Source organism: Micrococcus sp. ACRRV, assembly GCF_022346985.1.
GTDB lineage: Bacteria > Actinomycetota > Actinomycetes > Actinomycetales > Micrococcaceae > Micrococcus > Micrococcus porci.
The window spans coordinates 1-14,834 of the sequence record NZ_JAKRNH010000061.1; the positions used below are offsets into that span (position 1 = coordinate 1).

14 protein-coding genes are annotated in these 14,834 nt (G+C 74.7%); 5 read left to right on the top strand and 9 right to left on the bottom strand.

The window, feature by feature from the left end; genetic code table 11:
* Positions 1 to 56: 56 nt before the first annotated feature.
* The gene (locus MHY29_RS07675; RefSeq protein WP_239239708.1) at positions 57 to 1,196 is read right to left on the bottom strand and encodes a histidinol-phosphate transaminase; all 1,140 of its coding nucleotides are present in this window, start codon (positions 1,194 to 1,196) and stop codon (positions 57 to 59) included.
* 95 nt (positions 1,197 to 1,291) lie between these two features.
* On the bottom strand, positions 1,292 to 1,714 hold the full coding sequence (locus MHY29_RS07680; protein WP_239239712.1) for a LysM peptidoglycan-binding domain-containing protein: 423 nt from the start codon (positions 1,712 to 1,714) through the stop codon (positions 1,292 to 1,294).
* A 241-nt stretch (positions 1,715 to 1,955) separates the two neighbouring features.
* On the opposite strand from MHY29_RS07680, the gene lexA reads away from it, so the two are divergent.
* The gene (lexA, locus tag MHY29_RS07685) at positions 1,956 to 2,657 is read left to right on the top strand and encodes a transcriptional repressor LexA (protein ID WP_239239715.1); all 702 of its coding nucleotides are present in this window, start codon (positions 1,956 to 1,958) and stop codon (positions 2,655 to 2,657) included.
* 36 nt (positions 2,658 to 2,693) lie between these two features.
* Here lexA and MHY29_RS07690 read toward each other — a convergent pair whose 3' ends face one another.
* The 3 genes from MHY29_RS07690 to MHY29_RS07700 all read right to left on the bottom strand — a co-directional run bounded on the left by MHY29_RS07690 (position 2,694) and on the right by MHY29_RS07700 (position 7,110).
* Positions 2,694 to 4,778 (bottom strand): ATP-dependent DNA helicase, encoded by a 2,085-nt coding sequence (locus MHY29_RS07690; protein WP_239239718.1) that lies wholly within the window; start codon positions 4,776 to 4,778, stop codon positions 2,694 to 2,696.
* The gene (hflX, locus tag MHY29_RS07695) at positions 4,775 to 6,415 is read right to left on the bottom strand and encodes a GTPase HflX (RefSeq protein ID WP_239239721.1); all 1,641 of its coding nucleotides are present in this window, start codon (positions 6,413 to 6,415) and stop codon (positions 4,775 to 4,777) included. The genes MHY29_RS07690 and hflX overlap by 4 nt, the downstream gene beginning before the upstream one ends.
* 68 nt (positions 6,416 to 6,483) lie before the next feature.
* Complete coding sequence (locus tag MHY29_RS07700; protein ID WP_180537194.1) at positions 6,484 to 7,110, bottom strand: N-acetyltransferase; 627 nt, start codon at positions 7,108 to 7,110, stop codon at positions 6,484 to 6,486.
* Positions 7,111 to 7,326: 216 nt separating this feature from the next.
* On the opposite strand from MHY29_RS07700, the gene MHY29_RS07705 reads away from it, so the two are divergent.
* Genes MHY29_RS07705 through MHY29_RS07715 form a run of 3 tightly spaced genes read left to right on the top strand, consistent with a single transcriptional unit; the run spans position 7,327 to position 10,575 of the window.
* Positions 7,327 to 8,454 (top strand): NAD(P)-binding domain-containing protein, encoded by a 1,128-nt coding sequence (locus MHY29_RS07705; protein ID WP_239239724.1) that lies wholly within the window; start codon positions 7,327 to 7,329, stop codon positions 8,452 to 8,454.
* Between the two features lie 5 nt (positions 8,455 to 8,459).
* On the top strand, positions 8,460 to 9,107 hold the full coding sequence (locus tag MHY29_RS07710) for a class I SAM-dependent methyltransferase (protein ID WP_239239727.1): 648 nt from the start codon (positions 8,460 to 8,462) through the stop codon (positions 9,105 to 9,107).
* A gap of 28 nt (positions 9,108 to 9,135) precedes the next feature.
* A complete protein-coding gene (locus tag MHY29_RS07715; protein WP_239239730.1) occupies positions 9,136 to 10,575 on the top strand; it encodes an NAD(P)/FAD-dependent oxidoreductase in 1,440 nt (479 codons plus the stop codon).
* A 3-nt stretch (positions 10,576 to 10,578) separates the two neighbouring features.
* Here the strand turns inward: MHY29_RS07715 and dapF are convergent, their stop codons facing one another.
* The 4 genes from dapF to MHY29_RS07735 are packed head-to-tail and all read right to left on the bottom strand — an operon-like array spanning position 10,579 to position 14,557.
* A complete protein-coding gene (dapF, locus tag MHY29_RS07720; RefSeq protein ID WP_239239733.1) occupies positions 10,579 to 11,532 on the bottom strand; it encodes a diaminopimelate epimerase in 954 nt (317 codons plus the stop codon).
* Entirely contained in the window at positions 11,529 to 12,479 is a 951-nt protein-coding gene (gene miaA / locus MHY29_RS07725) for a tRNA (adenosine(37)-N6)-dimethylallyltransferase MiaA (RefSeq protein ID WP_239239736.1), read from the bottom strand. Before miaA ends, dapF begins: the two co-directional genes overlap by 4 nt.
* Positions 12,479 to 14,017: a tRNA (N6-isopentenyl adenosine(37)-C2)-methylthiotransferase MiaB gene (gene miaB, locus MHY29_RS07730; protein WP_239239738.1), complete on the bottom strand. Its 1,539-nt coding sequence runs from the start codon at positions 14,015 to 14,017 to the stop codon at positions 12,479 to 12,481. The genes miaA and miaB overlap by 1 nt, the downstream gene beginning before the upstream one ends.
* 24 nt (positions 14,018 to 14,041) lie before the next feature.
* On the bottom strand, positions 14,042 to 14,557 hold the full coding sequence (locus MHY29_RS07735) for a regulatory protein RecX (protein WP_239239741.1): 516 nt from the start codon (positions 14,555 to 14,557) through the stop codon (positions 14,042 to 14,044).
* Between the two features lie 82 nt (positions 14,558 to 14,639).
* Between MHY29_RS07735 and MHY29_RS07740 the strand changes: the two genes are divergently transcribed.
* Positions 14,640 to 14,834 (top strand): hypothetical protein (locus MHY29_RS07740; RefSeq protein WP_370643480.1); only part of this gene is annotated, 195 nt, incomplete at its 3' end.

Here is a 14,834-nt window from a genome sequence, read left to right on the forward strand (position 1 = left end):
GGGCGGGAAGGGCACCCACCATCCTAGGCGGGGGCACGGGTGGGACCCGGTGTGGGTCAGTCGGCGTCGACGGCGGAGACGACGGCGGGATCCTGCTCGACGATCTCGCGCAGCGCGTCGAGGAACGCGGTGGTCTCCTCCTCCGTGCCGGCGGTGACCCGCAGGTGGTGGGGGATGCCGACGTCGCGCACGAGGACCCCGCGCTCCAGCAGCGCCTCCCAGACGGCGTGCGCGTCCGCGAGGCGGCCGAAGAACACGAAGTTGGAGTCGGAGACCGCGGGGACGAGCCCCATCCCGGTCAGCTCGGCGACGATGCGATCCCGCTGGCCCTTGATGTCCTCGACGGTCTCCAGGAGCTCGTCCACACGCTCGAGCGCGGCGATGGCCGTGGCCTGCGTGACCGCGGAGAGGTGGTACGGCAGGCGGACCAGGCGCAGGGCGTCCGCGACGGCGGCGTCCGCGGCCAGGTAGCCCAGGCGAGCCCCGGCCAGGGCGAATGCCTTGGACATGGTGCGGGTGACGATCAGCCGCTCCCGCCCCCGCAGCAGGGTGAGGGCGGAGTCCGTGCCGGCGAGCGCGAACTCTGCGTAGGCCTCGTCCACCACGACCATGGCCCCGTGGCCGCCCTCGGCCTCGTTCTGCGCCTGCGCCGCGTAGATCGCCTCGATGACGTCCAGACCCAGGGCGGTGCCGGTGGGGTTGTTCGGAGAGGCGAGGAACACGACGTTCGGACGGTGCTCCCGAACCAGGGCCGCGGCGTGCTCTGCGGAGAGCGTGTGGTCTGCGGCGCGGCCGCCGTCCACGAACGCGGTGTCCGTCCCGTTGGCCAGCAGCGGGTACATCGAGTAGGACGGCAGGAAGCTCAGCAGGGTGCGGCCGGGACCGCCGAAGGCCTGCAGGATCTGCTGGAGGACCTCGTTGGAGCCGTTGGCGGCCCAGACCTGCTCCGGGGTGATGCCGTGGCCCAGGTAGGCGGCGAGGTGCTCGCGCAGCTCGGTGAACTCGCGGTCCGGGTAGCGGTTCAGCCCGCCGGCGACCTTAGCCACCCGCGCCGTGATCGCCTCGGCGACCGCCGGGGGCACGGGGTGCGTGTTCTCGTTGGTGTTGAGCATGTACGGGACGTCCAGCTGAGGGGCGCCGTAGGGGCTCTGGCCGCGGAGGGAGTCACGCAGGGGCAGGGAGCTCAGGTCGGTCATGGTGCTCATCCTAGGAAGCCGGACCCGCCTGCGGCCCCATGCGTCGGAGGTCCGACGCGGCGCGCCAAGACGGCGGAATCTCGGTGTGGCGGGCCTCAGCGCGTCGGGGGCACGTAGAGCTCCTGGCCGAGCTCCGGATCCCGGCCCTCGAGGCCGTTCAGCTCGTCGATGCGGCGCATGGTGTCCCGGCGGTCCGCCTCCGGGGCGACGTCCCGCGCGATGGTCCAGAGGCTGTCCCCGGGCATCACCGTGACGGTCTGGAGCTCCTCGGCCGGGGTGTCCGCCGACACGGCGGGCGGGGAGAAGAGGACACCCGCGAAGAACGCGGCGGCGACGGTGGCGGCGGCCACGGAGAGGATGACGGGCAGCCCGCGGAAGAGCAGGCGCCCGCGGCGGGTCAGTCGCACGCCGGACGTCCGCGCGGCGGCACGGGTGGAGGTCGCGACGGCGCGGGTCGGCCGTGCGCGGACGGAGGTGAGCTGGTGGGTCCGGGAGAGCACAGCGGTGACGGCGGTCATGGTCTTCTGCCTTCCTCCCGCCGGAGCGGGTGAGTCGAACATCTGTTCGATTCGGTTCGAACCCATTCCTAGCACATCCGTTCGAGACACGCCCAGGAGACCTCGAACACATCTTTGAATGCGGGGGCGCACTCGACTAGGGTCGAGGCCAGAGCGGACGCGCCGTTCCGGCCGACATCCCCACGTCATCACGCGGCGCGGACACGTTAAGGCTCCTTCCCCGAGAGAACGGACCCCCGGCATGGCCACCTCGCCGACGCCGCCACCCGGCGGCGCCCAGCCCCTGACCGACCGGCAGCGTCGGATCGTGCGCACGATCCGCCAGGCCATCGCCGAGCGCGGGTATCCGCCGTCCATGCGGGAGATCGGCGACGCCGCGGGCCTCGCATCGCTCTCCTCCGTCACCCACCAGCTCGGGCAGCTCGAGCGGTTCGGCTACCTCCGGCGCGATCCGGGACGCCCGCGGGCCCTCGAGGTGCTGCGGGACGAGGACGGCGCCGCCGCGGTCGCAGACGCCGCCCCGGGGGCACCGGAGATCCCGTCCTGGCACACGGGTGCGTCCGAGGGTGCCACGGTGGAGGTCCCCTGGGTCGGGCGGATCGCGGCCGGCGGGCCGATCCTGGCCGATCAGCAGGTCGAGGACGTCATGGCCGTCCCGCGCCGGCTCACCGGCGAGGGCGACCTGTTCATGCTGCGCGTCGTCGGCGACTCCATGGTGGACGCCGCCATCTGCGACGGCGACTGGGTGGTCGTCCGGCGCCAGGAGACCGCGGAGAACGGGGACATCGTGGCCGCGCTGCTCGACGACGAGGCCACCGTGAAGACGCTGCGCCGACGCGACGGGCACACCTGGCTGCTGCCGCAGAACACGGCCTACGAGCCGATCCTCGGCGACCACGCGACCCTGATGGGCCGCGTGGTCACCGTCCTCCGCGCGCTCTGAGAGACGCCGGACCCGTCGAGGGCGGGCCCGTCCGCGTCAGTGCGCCTCGCGGGCCAGCCGCTCCAGCACGCCGTGCACCACCGCGCGGTCGGTGGTGCGCCAGAAGTCCGGCAGGGCGCTGGTGATGTAGCCGCCGTACCGCTCGGTGGCCAGGCGCGAGTCGAGCACGGCCACGACGCCCCGGTCTTCCACGGAGCGCACCAGGCGCCCGGCGCCCTGCGCCATGCGCACCGCCGCGTGGGTGGCGGAGACCCGCATGAACCCGTTGCCGCCGTGCCGGGCGACGTCCCGGGTCCGCGCCTGGGACAGCGGGTCGTCCGGACGCGGGAACGGGATCCGGTCGATCACCACGAGGCGCAGCGAGGGCCCGGGCACGTCCACGCCCTGCCACAGGCTCATGGTGCCGAACAGGGACGTGTCCGGCTCGTCCGCGAACTGCCGCACCAGCGCCGAGAGCGTGGCGTCGCCCTGGCAGAGGACCGTGTGGCCCCTGCCCAGGCGCCGGCGCATGTGCTCGGCGGCGTCCTCCGCGGCCCGGCGCGAGGAGAAGAGCCCCAGCGCGCCGCCGTTGGACGCCCGCAGCAGCGCCTCGAGCTCGTCGAGGGACTCCGGCGAGGCGGTGCGGCCCGGCTTCGGCAGGTGCCGCGCCACATAGAGCACGCCCTGCCTCGGATAGTCGAACGGGCTGCCGACGTCGAGCGCCGTGAACCGCGGGGCGTCCGGTCCCGCCAGGCCGACGTCCCCGGCCACGGAGTCGAAGCGCCGCTCCCCCTGCCCCACGGTGAGGGTGGCGGAGGTGAGCACCGTGGTCGCCTTGCCGAACAGGCCCTCCCGCAGCCTGCCGGCCACCGAGATCGGGGCGACGTACAGCTGCGGCGGGTCGGCCTCGTCCCCGGGCTGCCAGCCGGAGCCCGGCTCGAACCGCCCGGGGCGGGTGGCCCACAGGACCTCCGGGAAGTCCGCCTCGGGGCGGGCCGCCAGCATCCGCTCGGCCACCTCGACCACCTCCAGCAGCCGGGACCGGGCCATCTGCCGGCCGGCGTCCGCCTCCCCCTCCTTGTCCTTCCCGAGGTCGGAGAAGCACTGACGCGCGGCCGAGAGGACCGCCGTGAGCGCCTGCTCCTGGACGTCGTCCGGGCCCGCGGCGATCAGGCCGGACGGGGTGTCCGTGAACGCGCGGTCCAGGGCCGCCCCGGCCTCGATCAGGTCCTCCACGGCCACGGAGGTGTGCCGCCGCAGGGACGTCGCCGCCCCGTGCACGATCGACCCGGACAGCTGCCCCGTCACCGCGCCGGTGACGCGGTCCTGCAGCTCGTGGGCCTCGTCGACGATCACCGCCGAGTACGCCGGCAGCACCGCCAGGCCCTCGAACGCGCTGATGGCGAGCATCGCGTGGTTGGTGACCACCACGTCGGCGCCGGCGGCGTCCGCGCGGGCGCGTTCGGAGAAGCACTCCTCCGCCAGCGGGCAGCGGGTCGCCCCCAGGCAGTCCACGGCGTTCACGGAGACCTGCCGCCAGGCCCGGTCCGTGACGGGGACCTCCAGGTCGTCGCGGTCACCGGTCTCGGTGACGTCCGCCCACGCCCGGAGGTACATCACCTCCTTGCCGAGCGGGGACGAGGGCTCGCCGTCCTCGCCGGAGCCGATGAGGCCGCCGTCGTCGGCGACCTCGAAGAGGGTCTCCTCCCCCTCGTCCCCGGGGTAGCCGCCGTCCACCTTGTGCCGGCACAGGTAGTTCGAGCGGCCCTTGACGAGGGCGACGACGGGCTCCCGCGGCAGCTCCCCCGCGAGCGCCTGGACCAGCCGCGGGGCGTCCCGCTTCATGATCTGCGCCTGCAGGGCGAGCGTGGCCGTGGCGACGACGACGGGGTCCTCCTGGTCCATGGCGTGCTGCAGCGCCGGGATCAGGTAGGCCAGCGACTTGCCCGTGCCCGTGCCGGCCTGCACCAGCAGGTGCCGTCGCGACTCCAGGGCGCGCGCCACCTGGAGCACCATCTCCCGCTGGCCGGCGCGCTGCTGGCCGCCGGTGGCCTCGACCACCACGTCGAGCAGGCGCAGGGCCTCCTCCTCGCGGTCCGTGGTCGGCACGGCGCCGGCGGGTCCCGTCGTCGAATCCGTCATGCCGAGGCGGCCTCCTGGGCGTCATCGCCTGCGGCGGCGTCCACCCGGTAGCCCTCCAGGTCTGCGGCGATGTCCCGGCGGACGAGAACCGTGAGCCGGGTGCCGGTCTCCTCGTACGTCTCGGAGAGGATCTCCGCGTCCACCGAGTGCAGGCGGGAGACCACCTGCCCGTCCGTGAAGGGCACGAGCAGCTCGAGGCGCACGTCCGGGCGCGGGATGGTCGCGGAGATGGCGGACTCCAGCTCCGGGATGCCCTCGCCGGTGCGGGCGGAGACCACCACGGTGTGCGGCTCCTTGGCGCGGATGCGGGCGATCACGTCCGGCTCGGCGGCGTCCGCCTTGTTCAGCACGATGATCTCCGGGACGGACTGGGCGTCCACCTCCCGCAGCACGGAGCGCACCGCGGCGATCTGGCCCTCCGGGTCCGGATGGGAGGCGTCCACGACGTGCAGGATCACGTCCGCGTCCGCGACCTCCTCCAGGGTCGAACGGAACGCCTCCACGAGCTGCGTGGGCAGGTTGCGCACGAAGCCCACGGTGTCGGAGAGCGTGTAGCCGATGCCGTCCGGCGTGACCGCCTTGCGGACCGTCGGGTCCAGGGTGGCGAACAGCGCGTTCTGCACCAGCACGCCCGCGTGGGTGAGGCGGTTCAGCAGCGAGGACTTGCCCGCGTTCGTGTAACCCGCGATCGCCACCGAGGGCACCCGGTTGCGCCGCCGGTTGGCCCGCTTGGCCTCGCGCGCCGGCTTCATGCCGGCGATGTCCTTCTTCAGCTTGGCCATGCGGGTGCGGATGCGTCGCCGGTCCAGCTCGATCTTCGTCTCGCCGGGGCCGCGCGAGCCGATGCCCTCGCCGCCGGCGGCCCGGCCGCCCGCCTGGCGGGACATGGACTCGCCCCAGCCGCGCAGGCGCGGCAGCAGGTACTCGAGCTGGGCGAGCTCCACCTGGGCCCGCCCCTCGCGGGACGTCGCGTGCTGGGCGAAGATGTCGAGGATCAGGGCGGTGCGGTCGATGACCTTCACGCGCACCACGTCCTCGAGGGCGCGGCGCTGGGACGGGGCCAGCTCCGAGTCCACGATCACGGTGTCCGCGCCGGTGAGCGCGACGACGTCGGCCAGCTCGCGGGCCTTGCCCTTGCCGAGGAACGTGGCCGGGTCCGGGGTCGCGCGGCGCTGGATGACGCCGTCCAGGACCTCCGAGCCGGCGGTCTCCGCGAGCGCGGCGAGCTCGCGCAGGGAGTTCTCCGCATCCTCCGCGGTGCCCTCCGTCCACACGCCGGCCAGCACCACGCGCTCCAGGCGCAGCTGGCGGTACTCGACCTCGGACATGTCCTCGAGCTCGGTGGACAGGCCCTGGACGCGGGTCAGGGAGTGCCGGGCGGCCAGCTCGTCCTGGTCGCCGTCGAACTCGGTGTGGTCGTCGCCGCCCTCGGCCAGGGCGAGTGCGCGGCCCGCGAGCGCGCCGGAGCGGTCCGGGGCGCCCTCGTGGTCCGCGGCGGCGCTGTCCGCGGAGCCGCGCCCGGCCGCCTCGCGCTCGGTGGCGCGGCGAGCGTCGTCGGCGGCCAGGATGCGGTCGATCACGGCCTGGATCTCGTCCTCGGAGCCGCCGGCGGGAGTGGGGTTCTTCTCTTCAGTCATGGTCTCCTCTGGGGCGCCTCGCTCGGGCGTCCCGATGTCAGTTCAGGGTAGTGGGTGGGGCGGACGCGCTAGCCGGTCATCCCCACGGGGCGGACGTACCGGCTCACGCGGACCACCCGGTGGAAGCGTTCGCGAATCCACGCCTCGTCCTCGAGGGAGGCGTGGAAGAGCCCCTTGACGGGGGCCGAGAGGGCGGGCGGGGTCCGGATCAGGGCCGCGACGTCGTCGCCGTCCACCCAGCTCTCCAGGTGGACCTGGAGGTACACGTGGTCCCGGGCGAAGCCGTGCGCGCGGTACCAGGCGTTCGCCGCCTCGTCCTCGCGCGTCCACGCGTCCACGTGCCCGACCCGCTCGGGCAGCCGCTCCAGGACGGCCTCGAACAGGCGGCCGGCCAGGCCCCGACGTCGGTGGTCCGGATGGACGGCCAGGGTGTCGATCGTGGCCAGCCCGGCGTCGTCGCCGTCCGCGGCGCCCACGGATGCGTCGAGGATCCCGGCGACCGTGCCGGCGTCAGGCCCGTCACGCACCACGGCGACCCACTGGAGCGAGTCCGCGGGGTCGGCCACGTCGGGGTCGGGGACGGGGTGGGCGGCGTGGACGTCGTCGTGGTTCTGGGTGTCGAGGAAGGCGAGGACCCGGCAGCGCAGCCACGACGGCTCGTCCTCGGGTGTGCAGGGGCGGACGATGAAGTCCATGGGGGTGTCCTGTTCGCGTCGGCGGGATCCGGGCGCACGGGGGCGCGGACCGGAGCGGGATGCGGAGCGATCGACGGCGGCCGGAGCGGGGGCTCGACGGGCGGCGGCGATCAGGCGAACAGCAGGAACATGCGGACCATCCTAGCGGCCGCCCGTCGCCGGCGACACCCCTCCCCCGTGGGCGAACACGCGCGGGCCCCGCCTACGCTGGGCCGCATGACCCCGCACCCGGACCGGCACGTCACCGTCCTCGTGGTCGGCGCCGGCCAGGCCGGGCTCTCCGCCGCCCACCACCTGCGCCGCCGCGGCTTCCTGCCCGTCGGCCCCGGCGAGGCCCCGGGACCGGCCCCCGGGGGGTCGCCGGGCACGTTCGCCGTCCTCGACGCCGAGGACCGTCCCGGCGGGGCGTGGCTGCACCGCTGGGACACCCTCACGATGGGCTCGGTCAACCACATCCACGAGCTGCCCGGCCACCCGGTGCCGCCGGCGGACCCGGACGCGCAGGCCAACGCGGTGCTGCCCGCCTACTTCGCCGAGTACGAGGAGCGCTTCGACCTGCGCGTGCACCGCCCCGTGCGCGTGTCGAGGGTGGAACGGATCGGCGAGCCCGGGGCCGCCGAGGGGTTCCGGGTGCACACCGACACGGGCACGTGGACGTGCGGGTTCCTGGTCAACGCCACCGGGACGTGGACCTCGCCGCACTGGCCGGCGGTGCCGGGCCGGCGGGAGTTCCGCGGCCGGCAGCTGCACACCCACGACTACCGCGGCCCGCAGGAGTTCGCCGGGCGGCGCGTGGTGGTCGTGGGCATGGGCGTCTCCGCGACCCAGCACCTGGCCGAGGTCTCGCGCGTGGCGGACACGCTCTGGGTGACCAGGCGCGAGCCCCGCTGGATCGACGACCCGGACCCGGGCCACCTCGCCGAGTCGGTGGAGGGCGTCGACGAGCGCACCCGCCTCGGCCTGGCCCCGCGCTCCGTGGTGAGCGCGACCGGCATGTTCCGCTCCGACTGGGTGCGCGAGGCGCAGGCCCGCGGAGTGCTCGAGCGCCACCCCATGTTCGAGCGGGTCGAGCCGGACGGGGTGCGCATGCCCGACGGCTCCCTCGAGCGCGCCGACGTCATCCTCTGGGCCACCGGCTTCCGCCCCGCCGTCCGCCACCTCGCCCCGCTGCGCCTGCGCACGCCCGACGGCGGCATCCGGGCGGCGCACGGCCGCGCCCTCGACGAGCCGCGCCTGTTCCTCATCGGCTACGGGCCGTCCCAGTCCACCGTGGGCGCCAACCGGGCCGGCCGGGACGCCGTGCGGGCGATCCTGGCGGACCTGCGGGCCGCCGGCGCCGCCTGACTACGATGGACGCCGTGACCTCGCCTGCGCACTACTTCTCCCCCGACCCCGGCACCCCTGAGCGGCGCCGCCGCGTCGACGTCGAGATCGCCGGGCGGCGCGTCACCCTGCAGACCGCCAACGGCGTGTTCTCCCCGGACGGGATCGACAAGGGCACCGCGGCCCTGCTCTCCGCCGTCCCCGCGCCCCCGGCGCGCGGCGCGTTCCTCGACGTCGGCGCCGGCTGGGGCCCGCTCGCCCTCACCCTGGCCCTGACCTCCCCCGAGGCCGAGGTGACCGGCGTCGAGGTGAACGAGCGCTCCCTGGCCCTGGCACGCGACAACGCGGCCGCCGTCGGGGCGCAGAACGCGCGCTTCCTCACCCCCGAGCAGGTCCCGGACGACGCCCGGTTCGACCTGATCTGGTCCAACCCGCCGATCCGCATCGGCAAGGCCGCCCTGCACGACCTGCTCGCGCAGTGGCTGCCGCGCCTGGCCCCCGGCGGCGAGGCCTGGCTCGTGGTGCAGAAGAGCCTCGGGGCGGACTCGCTGCTGCCGTGGATCTCCGGGATGCTCCAGGAGCGGGCGCCCGGGGAGTTCACGGCGACGCGGGCGGCCACGGTCAAGGGCTACCGGATCCTGCGGATCTCGCGGGCGGCCGAAGCCTCCTCCTGAACGAACCGTCCTGGATAGTGTCGAGGGCATGAGCACCCTGAACACCGTGAAGGACACCGTGACCGCCGCCGGCACCGCCGAGCTCGAGACCGACATCCTGGTGATCGGCTGGGGCAAGGGCGGCAAGACCCTCGCCAAGACGCTCGGCTCCCAGGGGAGCAAGGTCACCCTCGTGGAGCGCGACGCCGGCATGGTCGGCGGCACCTGCATCAACGTGGCGTGCGTGCCCACCAAGGCCCTCGTCCACCGCGCCGACGCCGTCCGCCCCGGGGACGACCCGGACGCCGCCGTCGCCTCCGCCTGGGACTTCCGCGACGCCCTCACCTCGAAGCTGCGCGACGCGAACCGCGCCATGCTCGAGGACCTGGACGCCGTCACCCTCGTCCAGGGCGAGGCCCGCTTCACCGGCGAGCGCACCGTCGAGGTCCGCCCCGCCGAGGCCGCGGACGGCGACGACGACGGCGAGCGCCTGACCATCCGCGCCCGGCACGTGGTCGTCAACACCGGCACCACCCCCCTGCGCCCCGAGATGCCCGGCGTGGACCTGCCCGGCGTGCACGACTCCGAGACCCTGCAGCTGCAGATGGACCGCACCCGCGCGCCGCGCCGCGCCGTCGTCGTCGGCTCCGGCCCCGTGGGCCTGGAGCTGGCCTCCATGCTGGCCGGCTTCGGCGCCGAGGTGGCCGTCCTGGTGCGGGGCGAGCAGATCCTGCCCGACGAGTCCGACGCGGTCCGCGACTCCCTGGTCGAGGCCCTGCAGGACCGCGGCGTGCGCCTGGCCACCGGGGCCTCCGCCACGGGCTTCGCCGAGGCCGACGGCGGCCTGCGTGTGGACCTCGAGGAGGGCGAGCCGATCGCCGCGGACATCGTGGTGCTGGCCACCGGCCGCGCGTCGACCGCCGAGGCCCTGGACCCGGCGGCCGCCGGCATCGAGCTGGACGAGAAGGGCTTCATCGCCGTCGACGAGCACCTGCGCACCTCGGCGCCGGACGTGTGGGCCGTGGGCGACGTCAACGGCGGGCAGCAGCAGACCTACATCTCCCTCGACGACCACCGGATCGTCACCGGCCAGCTCGCCGGGGACGGCGCGTACTCGCGCGCCGACCGCGTGGCCGTGCCCACCACGGTCTTCACGACGCCGCCGCTCGGCTCGGTCGGCATGACCGCGGAGCAGGCCCGCGAGGCCGGCCACGAGGTGAAGGTCGCCTCCAAGCCCGTGGCGAAGATCGCCGCCATGCCGCGCCCGAAGATCGAGGAGGACGCGCACGGCGTCATCGAGGTGGTCGTGGACGCCGCCACCGACCTCGTGCTCGGCGCCCGCCTGCACTGCGTGGAGGCGCAGGAGCTCGTGAACCTCGTGGCCCTGGCCATGCGCGCGGACGTCACGGCGTCGGCGCTGCGCGACGGGATCTGGACGCACCCCTCCGCCACCGAGGCGCTCAACGAGGTGCTCGGCGAGCTGAGCTGACGCTCAGACGGTGAGCTCGCCGTCGAAGACCAGCTCGGCCGGGCCCGAGAGGACCACGTGCTCGGCCCCCTCCGGGCCCGGCACGACGTCGACGGCCAGCACACCGCCGGGCACCTCGATGAGCCACGAGTCGGTGCCCTGGTCGCCCGCCCATGCGCGCATCGCCACGGCCACCGCGCACGCGCCCGTCCCGCAGGACTGGGTCTCACCCACCCCGCGCTCGTGCACGCGCATCCGCACGCGGCCGACGCCCTCGCGCACGAGCGGCTCGTGCGCGGCCACGAACTCGACGTTCGTGCCGTGCGGCGGGGCGGGGTCCACCTCGGGGGCGCGGCCCAGGTCCAGGCCCTGCAGGTCGGCGAAGGAGGCCAGCGGGACCACGGTGTGGGGGTTGCCCAGCGACACGCTCAGCGCCGGCCGCGGATCGGTGAGGCCGTGGGCGAGGACCATCGAGTCCGACGCCGCCTCCTCCGCCAGCTCGGGGTCGAGGTAGGACCAGGGGCCCATGTCGATCGCGTAGCCGTGCTCGAGCCGGGTCACGGCCTTCACGCCGGCGCGCGTGCCGATGGTGATCGCTTGGCCGGGGGCCAGGTCCACGAGGCCCTTCTCGACCAGGAAGTGCACGAAGACGCGCACCCCGTTGCCGCACATCTCGGCGATCGAGCCGTCGCCGTTGCGGTAGTCCATGAACCACTCGGCCTCGGGGTGATCGGCGAGCAGCGCCTCACCCTCCGGCAGGCGCGCGGACCGCACGGCGCGGATGACGCCGTCGGCGCCGATCCCCCGGTGCCGGTCGGCCAGCCGCGCGACGTGCTGGGCGTCGAGCTGCGTGTTGCCGTCCGGGTCGGCGATCAGCACGAAGTCGTTGCCCGTGCCATGGCCCTTCGTGAACGGCACGCGCGGCGCGCTTGCAGGGAGGGGGTCCTGGGCGGCGGGCGCCGCGGGCTGCTCGGTCATGGGTCCAGTCTAGGTGGCGCCCCGGCGACGACGGCGAGCGCCTCCGCCACGACGTCCTCGCCCTGCGCGTCGAGCCAGACGACGCGCGGGTCGGCCCGGAACCAGGTCTCCTGGCGGCGGGCGAACCGGCGCGTGGCCACGACGGTCTGCTCGGCCGCCTCCGCCTCGGTGAGCTCGCCGTCGAGGACGGCGAGCATCTGGGCGTAGCCGATCGCGCGGGACGCGGTCGGCCCCTGCCGCAGCCCGTCCGGCCCGGGGACGTCGAGGCGGCGGACCTCGTCCAGCAGCCCCCCGGCCAGCATGAGCTCCACCCGGGCCGCGATCCGCTGGTGCAGCTCGGCCCGGTCCAGGCGCAGGCCGAGCTGCACCACGGGGGCGACCTCCGGGGCGAATGTGCGCTCCGGCATGAACGCGGAGAACGGGCGGCCCGTCAGCCGGCACACCTCCAGCGCGCGCACGATGCGGCGGGCGTCCCGCAGCCGCTCCGCCGAGACCGGGTCCAGGGCGGCCAGCTCGGCCCTCAGCCCGGCCAGGCCCTCCCGCTGCGCGCGCGCCTCCAGCTCGGCCCGCAGCGCCGGGTCCGTGGGCGGGAACTCGAGCACGTCCAGCGCCGCCCGCACGTACAGCCCGGAGCCGCCCACGAGGATCGGGGTCCGACCCCGCGCGCGGATCTGGTCGAACAGGTCGCGGGCCGCGGACTGGAAGGCCGCCACCGAGGCCTCCTGGCCGACGTCGAGCACGTCCAGCAGATGGTGCGGGACGCCCTCGCGCTCGGCCTGGGTGACCTTCGCCGTGCCCACCTCCATCCCCCGGTAGAACTGCAGGGCGTCCCCGTTGACCACCTCGCCGTCCAGCGCGTGCGCCAGGGCGACGGCGAGGGCGGACTTGCCCGTCGCCGTCGCCCCGACGACGGCGACGACGGGCGGCCGGGCCGCGGCGGCGGGCATCAGGACCGCGGGCGCAGGGTCGGCATGCCGAGGCTCGTGGCCCCGGAGCCGCCCGCCGCGCCGGGGGCGGGCGCGCCGCACGACTCGGCCTGGGCGCGGTCCCACGCGTCACCGGCCCGGGAGCGGCGCAGGACGTAGTCCTGTGCGGTGGGGTCGGCGACGGCGAAGAACGGATGGGCCTCGGCGACCGTCACGGTGACGAAGTCACCGGGGCGGGGGGTCTCGGCGCCGGCGGGCACGGAGAAGTGCACGAGCCGGTTGTCGGGTGCGCGCCCGGACAGGCGGCCGCGCTCGGTGGCCTTGGAGCCGGAGTCGGTGGTGACGAGCAGCTCCTGGCGGGTGCCGACGAGCGTGGCCATCTCCTCGGCCGAGATCCGGTCCTGCAGGGCCACGAGGCGCTCGAAGCGCTCCTGGACGACGGCCTTGGGCACCTGGTGGTCCATCTCCCCGGCCGGGGTCCCCGGGCGGATGGAGTACTGGAAGGTGAACGCGGAGGAGAAGCGGGAGGCCTCGACCACGCGCATCGTCTCGGCGAAGTCCTCCTCAGTCTCCCCGGGGAAGCCGACGATGATGTCCGTGGTGATGGCGGCGTGCGGGATGCGCTCGCGCACCTTCTCCAGGATCCGCAGGAACTTCGCGGACCGGTAGGAGCGGCGCATGTCCTTGAGCACCTTGTCCGAGCCCGACTGCAGGGGCATGTGCAGCTGCGGCATGACGTTGGGGGTCTCGGCCATCGCGTCGATGACGTCGTCCGTGAACGCGGCCGGGTGGGGGCTGGTGAAGCGGACGCGTTCGAGGCCATCGATCTCCCCGCACGCGCGCAGCAGCTTGGCGAACGCGCCGCGGTCGCCGAACTCGACGCCGTAGGTGTTCACGTTCTGGCCCAGCAGCGTGACCTCGACGGCGCCGGCGTCGACGAGCGCCTGCACCTCGGCGAGGATCTCCCCGGGGCGGCGGTCCTTCTCCTTGCCGCGCAGCGACGGGACGATGCAGAAGGTGCACGTGTTGTTGCAGCCCACGGAGATGGACACCCAGCCGGAGTGGGTGGACTCGCGCTTGGTGGGCAGGGTGGAGGGGAAGACCTCGAGGGACTCGAGGATCTCCATCTCGGCCTCCGCGTTGTGCCGGGAGCGCTCCAGCAGGGCCGGCAGGGAGCCGATGTTGTGCGTGCCGAAGACGACGTCCACCCACGGCGCCTTCTCCTGGATGGTCGCCTGGTCCTTCTGGGCCAGGCAGCCGCCGACCGCGATCTGCATGCCCCGGTGCGCGTCCTTGACCGGGCGCAGGTTGCCGAAGTTCCCGTAGAGCCGGTTGTCCGCGTTCTCGCGGACGGCGCAGGTGTTGAACACCACCAGGTCCGGCTGCGTGCCGTCCTCGGCGGGGGTGTAGCCCGTGGACTCGAGGAGGCCGGAGATCCGCTCGGAGTCGTGCACGTTCATCTGGCACCCGAAGGTCCGGACTTCATAGGTGAGGCCGGCGTGGGCGTCGGGGGCGGTGCCGAGGGCGGGGAGGTGCGTGGTGGGGTCCGTCAGAGTCACCGCACCATTCTAGGAGCGCCGACCCTAGGCCTCGTCGAGCTCGGCGAGGACCTCCTTGACGACGCCGAAGGCGAGCCCTGGCCCGTAGCCCTTGCGGCCGAGCATGCCGACGAGGCGGCGGGTCACCTTGTCCCGCTCGGCCCGGCCCTCGGGCCCGTCCGCGGCGGGGGCGGGCCGTCCGCGCATCTTGGAGCGGACCAGCTCGAGCGCCGCCTGCCGCTCGTCCTCCGGCTCGATGGCCGCGAGGGCCTCCTCGGCGACGTCCCTGTCCACGCCCTTGTCGTGGAGCTCGCGGGAGATGGCCCGGCGGGACAGGCGCTTGCCGCGCGCGCGGCTGCGGACCCACACCTCGGCGAACGCGGCGTCGTCGACGAGGCTGACCTCCTCGAACCGGTCGAGGACCCGCTCCACCAGCTCCGGCTCCGCCTCCCGGTCGGCGAGCTTGCGCTCGAGTTGGCGGCGGGACCGCGGGCCCATGGCCAGCTGCCGCAGGACGACCTCGCGAGCGGCCTCCTCCCGCTCGCGCGGGTCCTCGGGCAACGGGGCGGGTCCGGGACGTCGCGACTGCCGTCGCGGGCCTCCGGGGGCGGGCTCGTCCCTGCCGCCTCCTCCGATCACGGGCGTGGCCGGCTCGGCCGGCCCGGCCGTCGCCGAGGACGACGGCTCCCCGGCACCGGCTCGGGCACCGACGTCGCCACGCCCCCGCCGGCCCGCACGCCCCCGACCGGTGGTCCGGCCTGTCGCGGAGGCATCCCGCCGGCGGCGCGAGGGGGAGGGCGCCTCGGACTCCTCGGACGTCCACGGCAACGGGGTGGGC